This window comes from Nocardia vulneris, from assembly GCF_001613425.1.
Lineage (GTDB): Bacteria > Actinomycetota > Actinomycetes > Mycobacteriales > Mycobacteriaceae > Nocardia > Nocardia vulneris.
In genome coordinates this window covers 87,598-101,987 of the sequence record NZ_BDCI01000008.1, presented here as the reverse complement: position 1 = coordinate 101,987, position 14,390 = coordinate 87,598, and the positions used below count along the sequence as shown (strand labels likewise).

Genomic DNA, 14,390 nt, shown 5'->3' with positions numbered 1-14,390 from the left:
GAGAGGAGTCACTATGGCGGACGCGGTAGACCTGTTCACCCAGCACTGGAACCGGGAACGACCCGAGGTCGATGTCTCGCCGATGGCCGTGATCGGCCGGGTTCAGCGGCTGTCGCGGCTCTTCGAGCACGAGCTGAAGCGCTTCTTCGGCGGCTTCGACATGGAGTTCTGGGAGTTCGACGTACTCGCCACGCTGCGCCGCTCCGGCAGCGAAGAAGGACTCACCGCGGGCGCGCTGCTCAAGGTGGCGATGGTGACCTCGGGCGCGATCACCAATCGGATCGACCGCCTGGCCACCAAGGGCTGGGTGGAACGCATCCCGTGCCCGGAGGACCGCAGGGTGATCCGAGTCCGGCTCACCCCGGCGGGCCGCCGGACGATCGATGAGCTATTGCCCCAGCACATGGCGAACGAGCAGCGCATGCTCGCCGCGCTGGACGCGGACGCGCGCGAGCAACTCGCGGGACTGCTCCGCACGCTCACCGAGGCACTCGGCGACGGCGTCCCGGAGTGATGGCCGCGCAACAACACTCGCGGTAGCGCTGGTCAGCGACCCCCGTCCGCGGGGGTGGCCGGCAGCGGCAGACCCGGCGTCGGCCGCGGGGTCGGCGTCGATGCGGTGGTCGGCGCGGCGGTGCTGCCCGGCCAGGTCGCGGACGCCGTGGGCGGGATGCCGCCGGTCGGCGCGGATTCGTGCGCGACCGGATCCGGCACCAGCTGCAGCAGCGTGGTGAAGTCGACGACCTGCGCGCCGAGCGTCTCGGTCGAGATGATGACGCCGTTGGTGAACATGCGGTAGGTGCCCGCGTTCTCGGGCAGGACCATCTCCGGGCCGAGTGGTGTGCCCACCGCGCTCGCCGCACCGCCGATCCGCCGGTACTCGACATCGATCGCCGATTCCCCGACGGCCGTCTGCGTGCGTGGATCTATCGGCGGCGCAACCACATTCGGTGCGAGATCGGTCAGCGCGGGCCCGACCTCGAAGGTGTAGATGTCGGCGGGTTCGCCACCGCCGGGCGCGGAGGAGTACTCCGACCGCAGAATTCGCCCGTCCCGCACCATGACCGTGCCCGCCGTCGTGGCGATCGCGGCGGCCGCGCGCGGATCCTCTTTGTCCGTACCGGGATACACCTGGCAGTCGGTGGTGTCACAGCTCTGCGCGTACGGATAACGGTGCTCCGCAAGCACATACGAGCGCGCCGCGATCGCCTGCGCGCGCAGTGCCTCGTTCGCGCCCTTGTCCGCCCAGTTGGCCTGCACCTCGGCCGGGACGACCCCGAGCAGGTAGTCCTCCACATCGACCCGGTTGACCGTGCGCGCCGCCCCGTTCTCCTCCGCCAAACCGAGCGCACCTCGGTAGGCCGAGCCGCCGCACAGCGTGAGATGTTCGGCGGCAGGACGATTCGGGCCGGGATCGACGGGATGGATCCACGGATCCTCGGTCGCGGCCTGCCACAGCACTTCGCCATCACAGCCGACGGTCACCACGACGTTCGCACCGCCACCCGGCAGCAATGTGAGGTGCGCGGCCTGCCCCGGCTCGACGAGTTGCCCGGCGACGCGCAGACCGGCGCCCGAGAAGGCGTCGAGCGTGGAGTCGTCCTGGGCGGTGAGCCGGATGCCGACGGTGGTTGCCGCAATGGTGCCGAGCTTCGCGCCCGGGTAGTAGTAGTCGAGGATGCGTTCGGCCGTCCAGCCCTCCTGGGCGTTCGCCAGCGCGCCGAGCTGGCTCATGCCACGGCCGTGACCGGGCCCGGCCACCGTGCGATACGGCAACTCCCCCGGCGCGGACCAGAGCAGCAGCAGTGTGGCGGCAGCCGTGCCCGCCACCCCTGTCACGAGCACTCTGCGCAGGGTTATCGCAGGTGACAAGCCCGGTCGTCGCCGGACGAAGCCACCTCGCGGGCTACGCGCGAATTTCACCCGCGTTTGTGCTCCCCCCGTGCGCTGTGCCGTTTCGCGTCGCATCCGTTCACTCCCACGGTTTTCCAGGGCCGGGCGGATTCGATACCTGTCGGCATGTCGTTCCATCCGGCCACAATCCGAGAGCTACATTCGAGCAATCACATAATCCTCAACAAGAGGTTTAGATATGTGACAGTTGTGACTATTGTGATCGTTGATACATCAGGAAGCAACCCTGTTCGACACGATCACTGGTTCGACCTGAATGGAGAAGCTCGTGCCGTACCGCAAACCGAAACGTTCCTACGTCCTCCCGGTTGTCACCACCCTTGCGGTAGCGGCCCCGCTCGCGGTGCTCACGATGAGCGACTCGTCCGAATATCGGCAGACCACCGACACCGAACTCGCGGCGGTACCGGCGCAACTCGCCGAGGTGGTGCTGAATTCGGCGCCCGATATCGTGTTGCCGCTGCGCGAACTGACCGGACTGGACCTGCCCGACCTGCGCCTGTCCGACCTGCGGATGCTGCCCTTGCCCGCGTCCATTCGAATCCCCGAGGGCCTACCGCTGCCGCCGGGCGTGCAGCTACCCAAGGAGATCCCCCTACCCAAGCTGAACGGGCCCGCCGCTCCCGGACAGGCGACCGCCCCGGGCCAGCCCGCCGCTCCCCGCCCCGGACAGGCCGCCACACCTGGTCAGACACAGGTCCCAGGACAGGCCGCCACGCCCGGCCGGACTCCGCTTCCCGCGCAAGCCGCGACCCCGGGGCAAACACCACCTCCCGGACCGGCCGCAGCGCCCGGGCCAGTGCCGCAAGCCACCGCACCGGGACAAACACCACTTCCAGCGCAGGCCGCAGCTCCCGGACAGACACCGCAAGTCACCGCGCCGGGCCAAACACCGCTTCCTGCGCAGGCCGCTGCCCCCGGACCAGCGCCGCAGGCCACAGTTCCGGGGCAAACACCGCTTCCGGCACAGAGTTCAGCGCCAGGCCAGATCGCGCAAACTCCCGCGCAGGCCGATACTCCCGGACAGACGCCGCTGCCCGGACCGGACGTCGCAGATCAGAGCCCGGTTCCGGCCCCCGCACCGGGTGCGGCCGCGGGCACGCAGTTCATCGCCGATCCCAGCCATCTGCCGCCGGGCACCACGCCCGACACGCCCGCGCTGGCTCCCGGCGCCGTCCCGCCCGAGCTGACCGATCAGGTCGGTGCGCAGGTGAAGGAGGTGTCGCGGGACACGCCGTTCAGCGTCGTCGCCCTCACCTCGAAGGATCTGGCGCACACCAAGGCGCTGATCCGGGCCCGCCAGGCCGACGGCAGCTGGGGTCCGTGGTTCGACACCGAAGAGGTCGACACCCGCCGCACCGATCGCACCGCCCCCGGCGGCAAGACCGGCACCGAACCGCTCTACGTCGGCACCACCAACGCGGTGCAGATGCTGGTCACCCGTAAGCCCGCCGCGGCGACGACACCGGACGACACGGTCGCCCCCGTGACGCCCGCGCGCTCGGATGATCCCGCGCAGATGTCCGCGCTCGACCTCACCGCCGTGCTCATCGATCCGGGCCGCGGCGCCATCGACGGTGCGCTGCACAAGGTCGCCGAGGTGCTGCCCAGCGGTGGTCCCGCCGTGATCAGCCGCGCCGGCTGGGGTGCGGACGAGAACATCCGCTGCGAAGAACCCACCTACGACGACGGCCCCGGCGGTGACGGCCTCGGCGGCATCACCGTGCACCACACCGCGGGTCGCAACGACTACTCCCCCGAGGAATCCGCGGGCATCGTCCGCGCGATCTACACCTATCACGCACAGACTTTGGGCTGGTGCGATATCGGCTACAACGCGCTGGTCGACAAGTACGGCCAGATCTTCGAGGGCCGCGCGGGCGGACTCACCCGCGCGGTGCAGGGCGCGCACGCGGGCGGGTTCAACGAGAACACCGCGGGTGTCGCGCTGATGGGCAACCACGAATCCGAGCCGCCGAGCGAGGCGGCGATCAATGCCATCGGCAACTTCATCGGCTGGCGCTCGAAGATCGCGCACCTCGACCCGACCGGCTACACCACGATGTACTCCGAAGGCACCGAATACACCTCCTACGCCATGGGTCAGGCGGTGCAACTGCCCATCGTGTTCGCCCATCGCGACGTCGGCAACACCTCGTGCCCCGGCGACGCCGCCTACGACCTGATGGATCGGATCCGGGGCATCGCCGCGAGTGTCGCGGGTGGCGCCGGGCTCGCCGACAGCGGGAACAGCACCGACAGCTACGCGAACAACGGGACCGGCACCGAGCAGAGCCAGGCGGCGCCGGCCGCACCCCAGGCCGCGCCACGCAACAAACCCGACCTCGCCGCGCTGGCCGCGCTCACCAAGAAGCTGCTCGCCATGGTCGACCAGAACCCCATCGCCAAACACTGGGCCGCCAAGGGTGGCGCGGACGGGCCGCTCGGCGCGCCGCAAACCGAGCCGATGACCGCCGCGCAAGGACGGCAGTACGCCAAGTTCGCCAACGGCTACGTCTACGCCGGGCCGGACGGCAAGGTCATCGAGGTGCTCGGCAAGATTCTCGACCGTTTCCTGCAACTCGGCGGCGACGCAGGCGTTCTCGGCATCCCGCAGAGTGACGCCTACACCGTGCCCAACGGCCTGCGCTCGGACTTCGAACACGGCTCGCTGATCCTGAACCAGGCGACCGGGATCGTCACCACGGTGTGGAAGACGTTCAACGACACCTACCAGCAGGAGGCGGGTCGCCAGGCTCCGGGACAGGGCGCTGCCCCCGCACCTGCACCTGCACCTGCACCTGCACCTGCACCTGCACCTGCACCTGCACCTGCCGAGGCTCCGGCCCCCGAGGGACTGCAATTCCCGTCCCCGGCCGACTTCCTCCCGCCGGAGCCCGCCCCCGCAGGCTGACACGACTCGACGCACGGCGGGCGCGGAACGGACTCAGACCCACCAGCGTTCGAGGACGCGGGCGACGCCGTCGTCCCGGTTGGATTGGGCGACTTCGTTTGCGGCGGCGAGGGTTTCGGGGTGGGCGTTGGCCATGGCGACACCGTGACCGGCCATGGTGAGCATCGGGACATCGTTGGGCATGTCGCCGAACGCGATGATGTTGGCGGATTCGACGCCGAGGCGCTGCGCGACGACCGCCAGACCGGAAGCCTTCGTGACGCCCGGCGCGGAGAGTTCGATCAGACCGTGTTCGGTGGAGTAGGTGATGTCGGCGCGCTCACCGATCAGCGGGGCGAGCACCGTGCGCATGTCCGAGCTGCGCGCCCCGGGTAGTCGGATCAGCATCTTGATCGCCGGCGCATCGATGACCTCGTCCCGGGCCACCGACGTGTCGTCCGGGTTCAGCCAGGCGTGCTCGTACAGCGGCGAGCTGACGAATTGCGGGGTGACCGCGTCGTGCGCGCTCGCCCCGACCCGTTCGGCCGCCAGACCGCAGCCGGGCAGTGCCTCCTCGGCCAGGTCCGCGATCCAGGACAGCGTGTCCACGTCCAGCGTCATGCTGGTCAGCACCCGGTCGGTCGCGCTGTCGTAGATCACCGCCCCGTTGCCGCACACGCACAGCGGCGCGTAGCCGAGCCCGTCCACCACCGGGTCGATCCAGCGCGGCGGGCGTCCGGTGGCGAGCACGAACGGCACACCGTCGCCGATCAGCGCGTCCACCGCGGCCTTGGTGCGCGCGGTGACCCGCTCGTCGTGATCGATGAGGGTGCCGTCCACATCGGTGGCCACCATCTTCGGCTTGGGCAGGTGCAAGTGGGTCACCTATTCCATCCTGCCGGACAACCGTCCCCCAGGTGACCCGGTACCACCGGTTGATACCCACCAGTAGGCCGCGCACCCTCCACACCGGCCTCAGCGACCCGAACTCCACGAACCGGTCCCGACCTGTCCAGCCGGGCCGGGCGGCTTGCCTTGTGGGGCGGCACCGCTGAGCGGCTGCCTGGTCACTGTTCTGCGTCGCGGACCAACAGCGCGATCTGTACTCGATTAGCGACGCCCAGTTTGGTGAACAGGTTGCCGGTGTGTGCCTTGACGGTGGCGACGGTGACCTTCAGCCGGGCGGCGATCTCCGGGTTGCCCAGCCCGTCGGCGATGGCGCGCGCGGTGTCGAGTTCGCGTTCGGACAGGGCAGCCAGTCGCTTCCGCGCGACGTCGCGGGCGGCGCTGCGGGCTTCGGCGGACCCCGGTCCGGTGGCCGCGGCGATCACCCGCGCCGTGACCGTGGGAGACAGCACGGGGTTGCCCGCCGCGACGGTGCGCACCGCGTCGGCGATCCGGGCGGGCGGAGTGTCCTTGAGCACGAAGCCGAGCGCCCCGGCGCGTAGGGCACCGAGTACCAGCTCGTCGGAGTCGAAGGTGGTCAGCATCAGGACCGCCGGCGCATCCGGCACGTCGCGCAGGTACCGGGTGGTGTCGACACCGTCGCGGCCGGGCATCCGCACATCCATCAGCACGACGTCCGGTCGCTGTTCGGCCACCACCTCGATCGCGGTGTCCCCGTCGGCGGCCTCCGCGACGACGGTCAGGTCCGGCTCGCCGTCGATGACGAGTCGTAGGGCCATCCGCACCAGCTGGTCGTCGTCGACGATGACGACGCGCACCGTCTCCTGTTCACTGCGCACTCATGCTCGTTTCTCGTGGTCGTGCCCCGGCCAGGGAAGTTGCGCGGTGAGAACGTACCCGTTGTCGCAGGTGCGGCGGTGGTCGAGTGTTCCGCCGGCGAGGGTGATTCGTTCGGCGAGGCCGAGGAGACCGAAGCCCGAGGCCGGTGGCCGGGCGACGGCGGTCGCGGCCGCGGAATTGCGCACGCTGACGTGCAGTTCACCGCCGGGCGCCCCAGCTACGGTGATGTGCACCTGTGCGGCCGGGGCATGTTTCGCGGCGTTGGTCAGCCCTTCCTGGATTACCCGATAGCCGGTCCGTCCCACGGTCTCGGGTGGGGTGGCGCTGACCGTGCTGGTGAGCGTGACGTCCAGGCCCGATGATCGGGCGTCGGCCACCAGCTCCGAGATCCGGTCCAGGGTGGGTTGCGGTGGTTCGGGGCGGTCGGGGTCGGCGCGCAGGACGCCGAGGACGTCGCGGAGTTCTTCCAGTGCTTGGCGGGAACCGTCGGCGATCCCGCGGATCAGTGTGCGCTTCTCCTCGGCTGCGAGATCGTCACGGTGATCCAGCACGCCGGCTTGCATGGCGACCAGCGAAATCCGGTGCGCGAGCACATCGTGCATCTCGCGGGCGATCCGATTGCGTTCGGTGGCCTGTGCCTGCGCCGCCCGGGCGGCCTGTTCGCGTTCCGCGCTGTCGGCACGATCGCGCAGCGATCGCACTTCGACGCGACGCGCGTCGATGGCCACACCGGTTGCCACCGCGATCCCCGCGCTGGCCAGTGGCAGCGCGAGTTCCAGCCAGATCGGGACGGCCGGCGTACCGAGCGGATAGAGCTCTTCGGTGAACTGAGCCGCGGTCACATACGCCACGACGACTACCCCGATCTCGACCGGACGACGGCGAGTGGACAGCGAACACAGTGCCAGCAACGCGGCCCCGGTGGCGAGCGCCGACGCCGCCGAGGCGATCACGACCACCAACGCGACGGTGAACGGGAACCGCCGCCGCCACAGCAGCACCGTCAAGCAGCCGAGCGCGAGCAGCGGATCACCGGTGACGAACCAGGAACACGTATCGGCCGCGCAGCCCACCGGCAGCGCCGTGGCGACGGCGAACCAGAAGGCCGTGCCGATTACCGCGGCCGCGGTCAGCCGCCAGATCTGCTGCCATGCCCCGAGTCGTGCGGCGCCGTCGGTGTCCACCCGGTCATTATCGCGACACCGACCGGCCGGAAGCAGCAGCCCAGCGGCTGAGAGGGGGCTCGACCCGGGGCGAATCGCCGCCTCGACTTTCGTCGAACACGATTGCCGCCCCCGGAGCGATGTGCCGACCGGGGCGGGCTCGACAGACTCGTTCAGATACCAGCCGGACACGAGCCCAGCGGACGGGTTTGTCGTGGTAGGCGCCATTTCGTCAGGGAGTAGCAGCGTATGAATCGACAACGGACCCGGAGCCTGCTGGCCGTTCTCGGTCTCACCGCGGTGATGGTCGGAGCGCTCATCGTGGTCGCGAGGCCGGACGAAGACCCCGTAGCGCAGGTGCAGTGGGGCGCATGCCCGGAGGGCGTCGAAGATCCCGCGGCCGGGCCGGCTCAGTTGCAGTGCGCCACTGTGCCGGCACCATTGAATTACCGCGAGCCCGCGGGCGCGCAGATCGAGATCATGATCTCGCGGCTGGCGAGTAAGCATCCGGACAAGCGTCGCGGAGTGTTGCTACTCAACCCCGGTGGTCCGGGTGGAACAGGGTTGGACCAGCCCAAGTTCCTGGCTGCGCACGGGCTGCCCGCCGCGGTGCTGGACAGCTATGACGTGATCGGTATGGATACCCGCGGGGTCGGCCATTCGGCACCGGTGAGCTGCGGGTTCACCGATGATCAGGCGTACTTCGGCAATATCCCGCCGTATGCGGTGCACGAGGCGGCGGTCACCGAGCGGGCCACGGTCGCCCAGGGGGTCGCCGAACAGTGCGCGGCCAACGACCACGAGGGCCGGTTGCGGTCTGTGTCGACCGCGAATATGGCCCGCGACCTGGACCGGATCCGGGAGGCGCTGGGTGCGGACAAAGCCAGCTTCCTCGGTTACTCGTACGGCACCGCGCTGGGCGCCGCCTACGCCTCGATGTTCCCGCAGCAGGCCGACCGCATCGTGCTCGACAGCAATATCGGCGACACCTACCTCGACCACGACGGGATGCGCCGGTACGGCCGCGGCATGGATGATACGTTCCCCGACTTCGCGGCATGGGCCGCCGACCACCACGACACCTACGGTCTGGGCCGCACACCGGAAGAGGTGCGGCGGACGTACTTCACTCTCGCCGAGCGACTCGACGCGCACCCGGTGGACGGGATGGACGGCGGCCTCTTCCGGTTCGGCACCTTCTTCACGCTCTATCGCCCGGCGTTGTACGCGCCGGCGGCCGAGAGCTGGAAATCGCTGCTCGAAACCGGACATCCCGGATCTGCGGGCGGCCGTCCACCGGGTACCGGCGCGGCGTCGCCGAACGATAACGCCTGGTCCGTCTTTCTCGCTGTGACCTGCAACGATGTCGAATGGCCCGCGGACGTCCAGACCTACCAGCGGGCCGTCGCCGAGGACCGGGAACGGTATCCGCTCTACGGCGCGGCCGCCGCGAACGTCATGCCCTGCGCCTACTGGACACTCGGGCCGTCCGAGCCGCCGGTGCGGATCGACAACAGCGGCCCGGCCGATGTGCTGATCGTGCAGAACCAGCGCGACCCGGTCACCCCGCTACATGGCGGCGAGCTCCTCGACGAGAAGTTCGGTGCACGGTCCCGGTTGGTCACTGTCGACGGGAGTGGGCACGGGGTCTATGTTCTCGGCGCCAACCGTTGCGCGTCCGACGTCGTCACCAGCTACCTGGTGGACGGCACCATGCCCGAACACGACATGACCTGTCCAAGGGGCTAGGGCGAGGGTGGGTGCTCGACCGTGACGTCCGGGTCCGGGGCGGGCGATGCAGGTTTTGCGGACGACGGCGGCTGCCAGACCGAATCATCGTGGTGCGCAGGGGAATCGGATCGGGCTTGCGCAGACGCGGCGGGTTGGATGTCTTGCGAGGCAGGGCCCCATGTCGCGGGCGCGGGTTGGTCGGTCGAGGCTTCGCCACCGGATGTGGCCCACGAGCGGGCGGGTTGGGCTGGGGCTTCCGGTGCTGCCCAGTTCGGTTGAGGGTGAGCGGGCTGTGCGCCGATCGGGGGCGGCGTTTGGGTGTTCGGCGTGGGTGCGCCCCAAGGAGCGTGCGGGGCTTGGCTTCCCGGCGCGCCCCAGGTGGGTTGGTCGCCTGAGGCTGGTATCGCGGGTGTGGCCTGCCAATTGACTTGGGGTTGATCGGGGAAGGGCGGCTGCCACGGCTGTGCGGTCCAAGGGGCGCCTTGGGGTGGAGCGTACGGATAGGCGGCCGGGGTGTGGGCGAGCCAGCGGGTGGTGGCGGGGACCAGGGCGAGGGCGGCGGTGCCGACCGGGAACAGCAAGCCGACGAGTCCGCTGATGCCGGTGCTCACGCCGAGGGAACTGTCCCACGAGCCGCCCGCGGATTGGACGAGGGCGAACGAGACGATGCCGAGGACGATCACCGCCGCGCAGCCGACCACGACGAGCATCCGGCCGAACTGTTTGCGGCGCAACAGGCCGATCGCGCCGACGCCGAGCAGCACCGCGGTCAGTAGCGCCGCCGCCCCGCTGGTGAGGGCGAAAGTCCGGTACCAACTCTGCCCCAGCAGCCCGGTGGCATCGTATTCGCCGAGTTCATGGCCGATATCGACGATCCCGAACACCAGGTTGACCGCGCCGCCGAGTAATTGCCCGACCGCGCCGACACACGCGAGCACCCCCGCGGTGATCGCGGTCGCGCCACTGGGCGCAGGCACAACGCCCGGATAGCCGGGATACGGGTGGTAGCCGCTGGGATATTGCGGTGACACCATGACTCCCCCTCAGCGGAAAAACCCGCACATGTCTGTGCCGCACAGAATAAAGGACATGCCCGAACGCCACGTGCCACGCGCGTTCGGGTCGACGTCCTTATGATCAGGGGCTAATACTCGTCGCTGGTCCGTCCAGCCGAAAGACACACGAGGACTGATGACCGGCTTCCTGCTACGACGCGCGCTTCACTATGTCGTGCTGTTGCTGCTGGCGTCGTTCCTGACCTTCAGCCTGGCGTCATTGACGTTCCGGCCGCTGGACAGTCTGGAACAACGCAATCCGCGCCCGCCGCAGGCGGTGATCGACGCCAAGGCCGAGGAGTTACATCTCAACGACCCGATCCCGCAGCGCTATCTCACCTGGCTCAAAGGGATTCCGCAAGGCGATTTCGGGAAGACCCTGGCCGGTCAGCCGGTGAGCGCGGAGTTGCCGCGCCGGGTGGCGGTGAGTCTGCGGTTGCTGATCATCGGTTCGCTGGTCGGCACGGTGCTCGGTGTCCTGATCGGTGCGGCCGGCGCGATCCGGCAATACAAATTCAGCGACTACTTCACCACGATCATCTCGCTACTGGTCCTCAGCACGCCGGTGTTCTTGCTCGCGACTCTGCTGAAATACGGTGCGCTGGAAATAAATTCGCTCACCGGTGCGCAGATTTTCCTCTATACCGGGGAAACGTCGGCGAACCGGATCGACGGATTCTGGCCGCAGTTGCTCGACCGGTTGCAGCATCTCGTGCTGCCGACGGCGGGCCTGGCACTCGGCGGCATGGCGGGCTACAGCCGCTATCAGCGCAACGCCATGCTCGACGTGCTGCAGAGCGATTTCATCCGCACCGCCCGCGCGAAGGGCCTCACCCGCAGCAAGGCGCTGTACAAGCACGGATTGCGAACGGCGCTGATCCCGATGGCGACGCTGTTCGCCTACAGCCTGCTCGGCCTGATCACCGGTGCGACGTTCACCGAGAAGATCTTCGGCTGGCACGGGGTCGGCGAGTGGCTCGTCGATTCGATCAACGCCCAGGACCTGTACCCGGTGGTCACGGTGACCGCGTTCGCCGGATTGGTGGTGCTGGTCTCGGGCCTGCTCTCCGATATCGTGCTGGCCCTGTTGGATCCGAGGGTGCGAGTCTCATGACCGAAGCGGAAATCATCGTTCAAGGGGCACCAGAGCCTGCTGCGGCCGGTCGGCGCAAACTGGTGTGGCGCCGGTTCCTGCGCAACAAGCCGGCCGTGGTCGGCGGCGTGATCCTGATCCTGCTGTTCATCGCGAGTTTCGCGCTGCCGCCGCTGCTGAAGTACGACTACCAGCAGCTGGACTACACCGCGCTGCTCAAGCCGCCGAGCGCGAAGCACCCGTTCGGCACCACGCAGATCGGGCAGGACGTGCTCGCCCAGACGCTGCGCGGTATGCAGAAATCGCTGGTGATCGGCCTGTGTGTCGCCGTGATCTCCACCGTCATCGCCGCGACGGCGGGCGCGATGGCCGGGCTGCTCGGCGGCTGGACCGATCGCGCGATCATGTGGCTGGTCGATTTGCTGCTCGTGGTGCCCAGCTTCATCATCGTCGCGCTGTTCGCGCCGCGGACGAAGGGCAGCGGGTCGATCCTGCTGCTCATCCTGTTGCTCAGCGTGTTCGGCTGGATGATCAGCGCGCGCATCGTGCGCGGTCTCACGTTGAGTCTGCGCGACCGCGAATTCGTCAGAGCCGCACGATATATGGGCGCGCCGACGCGCACGGTCATCGTCAGCCACATCCTGCCGAACATCGCCTCGATCCTGATCATCGACACCACGCTGGCGGTGGGCGCGGCGATCATGGCCGAAACCGGGCTCAGCTTCCTCGGTTTCGGTGTGCAGCCGCCGGATGTCTCGCTTGGCTCGCTCATCGCGGCGGGCACCAAATCGGCGCTGACCTATCCGTGGCTGTTCCTGTTCGCCGGTGGCCTGTTGATCACCATCGTGTTGTGCGCCAACCTGGTCGGCGACGGACTGCGTGACGCGTTCGATCCCGGTGCCAAGCGGGCGCGCTCGAAGAAGAAGGCAAAACCATGACCGGGAACTTCACCGCGCCGCTGCTGGAGGTGACCGATCTGCGCGTCTCCTTCCCCAGCGAAGAGGGCCGCATCGAGGCGGTGCGCGGGGTCAATTACACGGTGTCCGACGGCGAAGTGCTCGCCATCGTGGGCGAATCCGGCTCCGGCAAGTCGGTGTCCTCGCTCGCGGTGATGGGGCTGCTGCCGGAGCAGGCCCGCATCGGCGGCTCGATCCGGTTGCGCGGCCGGGAACTGCTCGGCCTGGGCGATCGCGAATTGTCCAGGCTGCGTGGCAGTTCCATCAGCATGGTGTTCCAGGATCCGCTGTCGGCGCTGACCCCGGTGTACCGGGTCGGTGAGCAGATCGCCGAAGCCCTGCTGGCACACGGCAACCTGAGCAAGTCCGAGGCCGCGGCCAAAGCGGTGGAACTGCTCGGCCTGGTCGGCATCAGCGAACCCGAGGTGCGCGCCAAGGCGTTTCCGCACGAGTTCTCCGGCGGTATGCGCCAGCGCGTGGTCATCGCGATGGCGATCGCGAACGATCCGGCGCTGATCATCTGCGACGAACCGACCACGGCGCTGGACGTCACGGTGCAGAAGCAGATCCTGAATCTGCTGCGTAAAGCGCGCGATATCACCGGCGCGGGCGTCGTCATGATCACCCACGACATGGGCATCGCGGCGACCCTGGCCGATCGGGTCGCGGTGATGTACGCCGGGAAGATCGTCGAAACCGCCTCCACCGCTGCGCTTTTCAGTGCGCCGCGGATGCCGTACACGGTGGGCCTGCTCGGTTCCATCCCGCGGATGGACGGCCCCGCGAGGTCGCCGCTCATCCCGATCGTCGGCTCGCCGCCCGCCATGCACGATCTGCCGCCGGGCTGCTCGTTCGCGCCGCGCTGCCCGATCGCGATCGACGAGTGCCGGGTCGCCGAACCGCCGCTGGAGAAGACCAACCCCGGCCACGCCGCGGCCTGCATCCGTACCGCGGAGGTCGGCAGCGACGCGTTGTTCGAGGCCTACCGGCAGGAGGTGTCCGCGCCGGAGGTCGAGGCCGAGGTGAGCGACCGGGTGGTGCTGCGGGTCTCGGATCTGGTGAAGACCTTCCCGATCACCGCCGGCATCGTGTTCCGCCGCCGCAAGGGCGAGATCCGCGCGGTCGACGGGATCAGCTTCGAGATCCGCCAGGGTCGCACGCTCGCGCTGGTCGGTGAGTCCGGTTCCGGCAAATCGACCACGCTCACCCAGATTCTCGACCTGATCAGCCCGGAATCGGGCACGATCGAGATCATGGGCAGCGATGTCGCGTCCCTGAACAAGGCGCAGCGACGCGAGATCCGGCGAAAGATGCAGATCGTCTTCCAGGATCCGACCGCGTCGCTGGACCCGCGCCTGCCGATCTTCGACGCGCTGGCCGAGCCGATGCGCATCGACGGACGACCCCGCGCCGAGATCGAGCGGCGTGTGCCGGAACTGCTCGAACAGGTCGGGCTGCGGCGCGAACATGCCGAGCGCTACCCCGCCGACTTCTCCGGCGGCCAGAAGCAGCGCATCAGCATCGCCCGCGCGCTGGCGCTGGACCCGGAGATCCTGGTGCTGGACGAGCCGGTGTCCTCGCTGGACGTCTCCATTCAGGCCGGTGTGCTGAACCTGTTGCGCGACTTGCAGATCGAACGCGGCCTCTCCTACCTGTTCGTCTCGCACGACCTGTCCGTGGTGCGCAATCTGGCGCACGACATCGCGGTGATGTACCGCGGCAAGATCGTCGAATCCGGTACCGCGGAACAGATTTTCGCGGCACCGCGGCACGAGTACACCCGCGAGCTGATCGATGCGGTGCCCGTGCCGGCCGTCAGCCGATAGTCAGGGGAGTGCG

At 68.7% G+C, this 14,390-nt stretch carries 11 protein-coding genes; 6 read left to right on the top strand and 5 right to left on the bottom strand.

Annotation, left to right across the window (positions count from 1 at the left end):
- The first annotated feature begins 13 nt into the window (after window positions 1-13).
- Window positions 14-514: a MarR family winged helix-turn-helix transcriptional regulator gene (locus NVU01S_RS11725; protein ID WP_043680639.1), complete on the top strand. Its 501-nt coding sequence runs from the start codon at window positions 14-16 to the stop codon at window positions 512-514.
- 32 nt (window positions 515-546) lie between these two features.
- Here the strand turns inward: NVU01S_RS11725 and NVU01S_RS11720 are convergent, their stop codons facing one another.
- Window positions 547-1,845 (bottom strand): SpoIID/LytB domain-containing protein, encoded by a 1,299-nt coding sequence (locus NVU01S_RS11720; protein WP_244896307.1) that lies wholly within the window; start codon window positions 1,843-1,845, stop codon window positions 547-549.
- 325 nt (window positions 1,846-2,170) lie between these two features.
- Here NVU01S_RS11720 and NVU01S_RS45220 point away from each other — a divergent pair, with 325 nt between their 5' ends.
- Entirely contained in the window at window positions 2,171-4,828 is a 2,658-nt protein-coding gene (locus tag NVU01S_RS45220; RefSeq protein WP_043679449.1) for an N-acetylmuramoyl-L-alanine amidase, read from the top strand.
- Between the two features lie 33 nt (window positions 4,829-4,861).
- Here NVU01S_RS45220 and NVU01S_RS11710 read toward each other — a convergent pair whose 3' ends face one another.
- The 3 genes from NVU01S_RS11710 to NVU01S_RS11700 form a co-directional block, all read right to left on the bottom strand.
- Window positions 4,862-5,662: a Cof-type HAD-IIB family hydrolase gene (locus tag NVU01S_RS11710; protein ID WP_041562323.1), complete on the bottom strand. Its 801-nt coding sequence runs from the start codon at window positions 5,660-5,662 to the stop codon at window positions 4,862-4,864.
- 212 nt (window positions 5,663-5,874) lie between these two features.
- Window positions 5,875-6,552 carry a response regulator gene (locus NVU01S_RS11705; protein WP_043679446.1) on the bottom strand — a complete coding sequence of 226 codons (678 nt, stop codon included), beginning with the start codon at window positions 6,550-6,552 and terminating at the stop codon, window positions 5,875-5,877.
- Entirely contained in the window at window positions 6,553-7,737 is a 1,185-nt protein-coding gene (locus NVU01S_RS11700; RefSeq protein ID WP_043679443.1) for a sensor histidine kinase, read from the bottom strand.
- A 228-nt stretch (window positions 7,738-7,965) separates the two neighbouring features.
- On the opposite strand from NVU01S_RS11700, the gene NVU01S_RS11695 reads away from it, so the two are divergent.
- Complete coding sequence (locus NVU01S_RS11695) at window positions 7,966-9,465, top strand: alpha/beta hydrolase (RefSeq protein WP_063776054.1); 1,500 nt, start codon at window positions 7,966-7,968, stop codon at window positions 9,463-9,465.
- On the opposite strand, the gene NVU01S_RS11690 is transcribed toward NVU01S_RS11695, so the two are convergent.
- The gene (locus NVU01S_RS11690) at window positions 9,462-10,481 is read right to left on the bottom strand and encodes a hypothetical protein (RefSeq protein ID WP_052281234.1); all 1,020 of its coding nucleotides are present in this window, start codon (window positions 10,479-10,481) and stop codon (window positions 9,462-9,464) included. The two genes, NVU01S_RS11695 and NVU01S_RS11690, sit on opposite strands and share 4 nt — an antisense overlap.
- A 157-nt stretch (window positions 10,482-10,638) precedes the next feature.
- On the opposite strand from NVU01S_RS11690, the gene NVU01S_RS11685 reads away from it, so the two are divergent.
- Genes NVU01S_RS11685 through NVU01S_RS11675 form a run of 3 tightly spaced genes read left to right on the top strand, consistent with a single transcriptional unit; the run spans window position 10,639 to window position 14,377 of the window.
- Entirely contained in the window at window positions 10,639-11,616 is a 978-nt protein-coding gene (locus NVU01S_RS11685; RefSeq protein WP_043679440.1) for an ABC transporter permease, read from the top strand.
- The gene (locus NVU01S_RS11680; RefSeq protein ID WP_043679437.1) at window positions 11,613-12,533 is read left to right on the top strand and encodes an ABC transporter permease; all 921 of its coding nucleotides are present in this window, start codon (window positions 11,613-11,615) and stop codon (window positions 12,531-12,533) included. Before NVU01S_RS11685 ends, NVU01S_RS11680 begins: the two co-directional genes overlap by 4 nt.
- On the top strand, window positions 12,530-14,377 hold the full coding sequence (locus NVU01S_RS11675) for an ABC transporter ATP-binding protein (RefSeq protein ID WP_043679434.1): 1,848 nt from the start codon (window positions 12,530-12,532) through the stop codon (window positions 14,375-14,377). Before NVU01S_RS11680 ends, NVU01S_RS11675 begins: the two co-directional genes overlap by 4 nt.
- Window positions 14,378-14,390 lie beyond the last annotated feature (13 nt).

Coding starts and splice junctions, on each gene's coding strand:
- NVU01S_RS11725 (WP_043680639.1), top strand. CDS start 14: ATGGCGGACGCGGTAGACCTGTTCACCCAGCACTGGAACCGGGAACGA.
- NVU01S_RS45220 (WP_043679449.1), top strand. CDS start 2,171: ATGGAGAAGCTCGTGCCGTACCGCAAACCGAAACGTTCCTACGTCCTC.
- NVU01S_RS11710 (WP_041562323.1), bottom strand. CDS start 5,662: ATGGTGGCCACCGATGTGGACGGCACCCTCATCGATCACGACGAGCGG.
- NVU01S_RS11695 (WP_063776054.1), top strand. CDS start 7,966: ATGAATCGACAACGGACCCGGAGCCTGCTGGCCGTTCTCGGTCTCACC.
- NVU01S_RS11690 (WP_052281234.1), bottom strand. CDS start 10,481: ATGGTGTCACCGCAATATCCCAGCGGCTACCACCCGTATCCCGGCTAT.
- NVU01S_RS11685 (WP_043679440.1), top strand. CDS start 10,639: ATGACCGGCTTCCTGCTACGACGCGCGCTTCACTATGTCGTGCTGTTG.
- NVU01S_RS11680 (WP_043679437.1), top strand. CDS start 11,613: ATGACCGAAGCGGAAATCATCGTTCAAGGGGCACCAGAGCCTGCTGCG.
- NVU01S_RS11675 (WP_043679434.1), top strand. CDS start 12,530: ATGACCGGGAACTTCACCGCGCCGCTGCTGGAGGTGACCGATCTGCGC.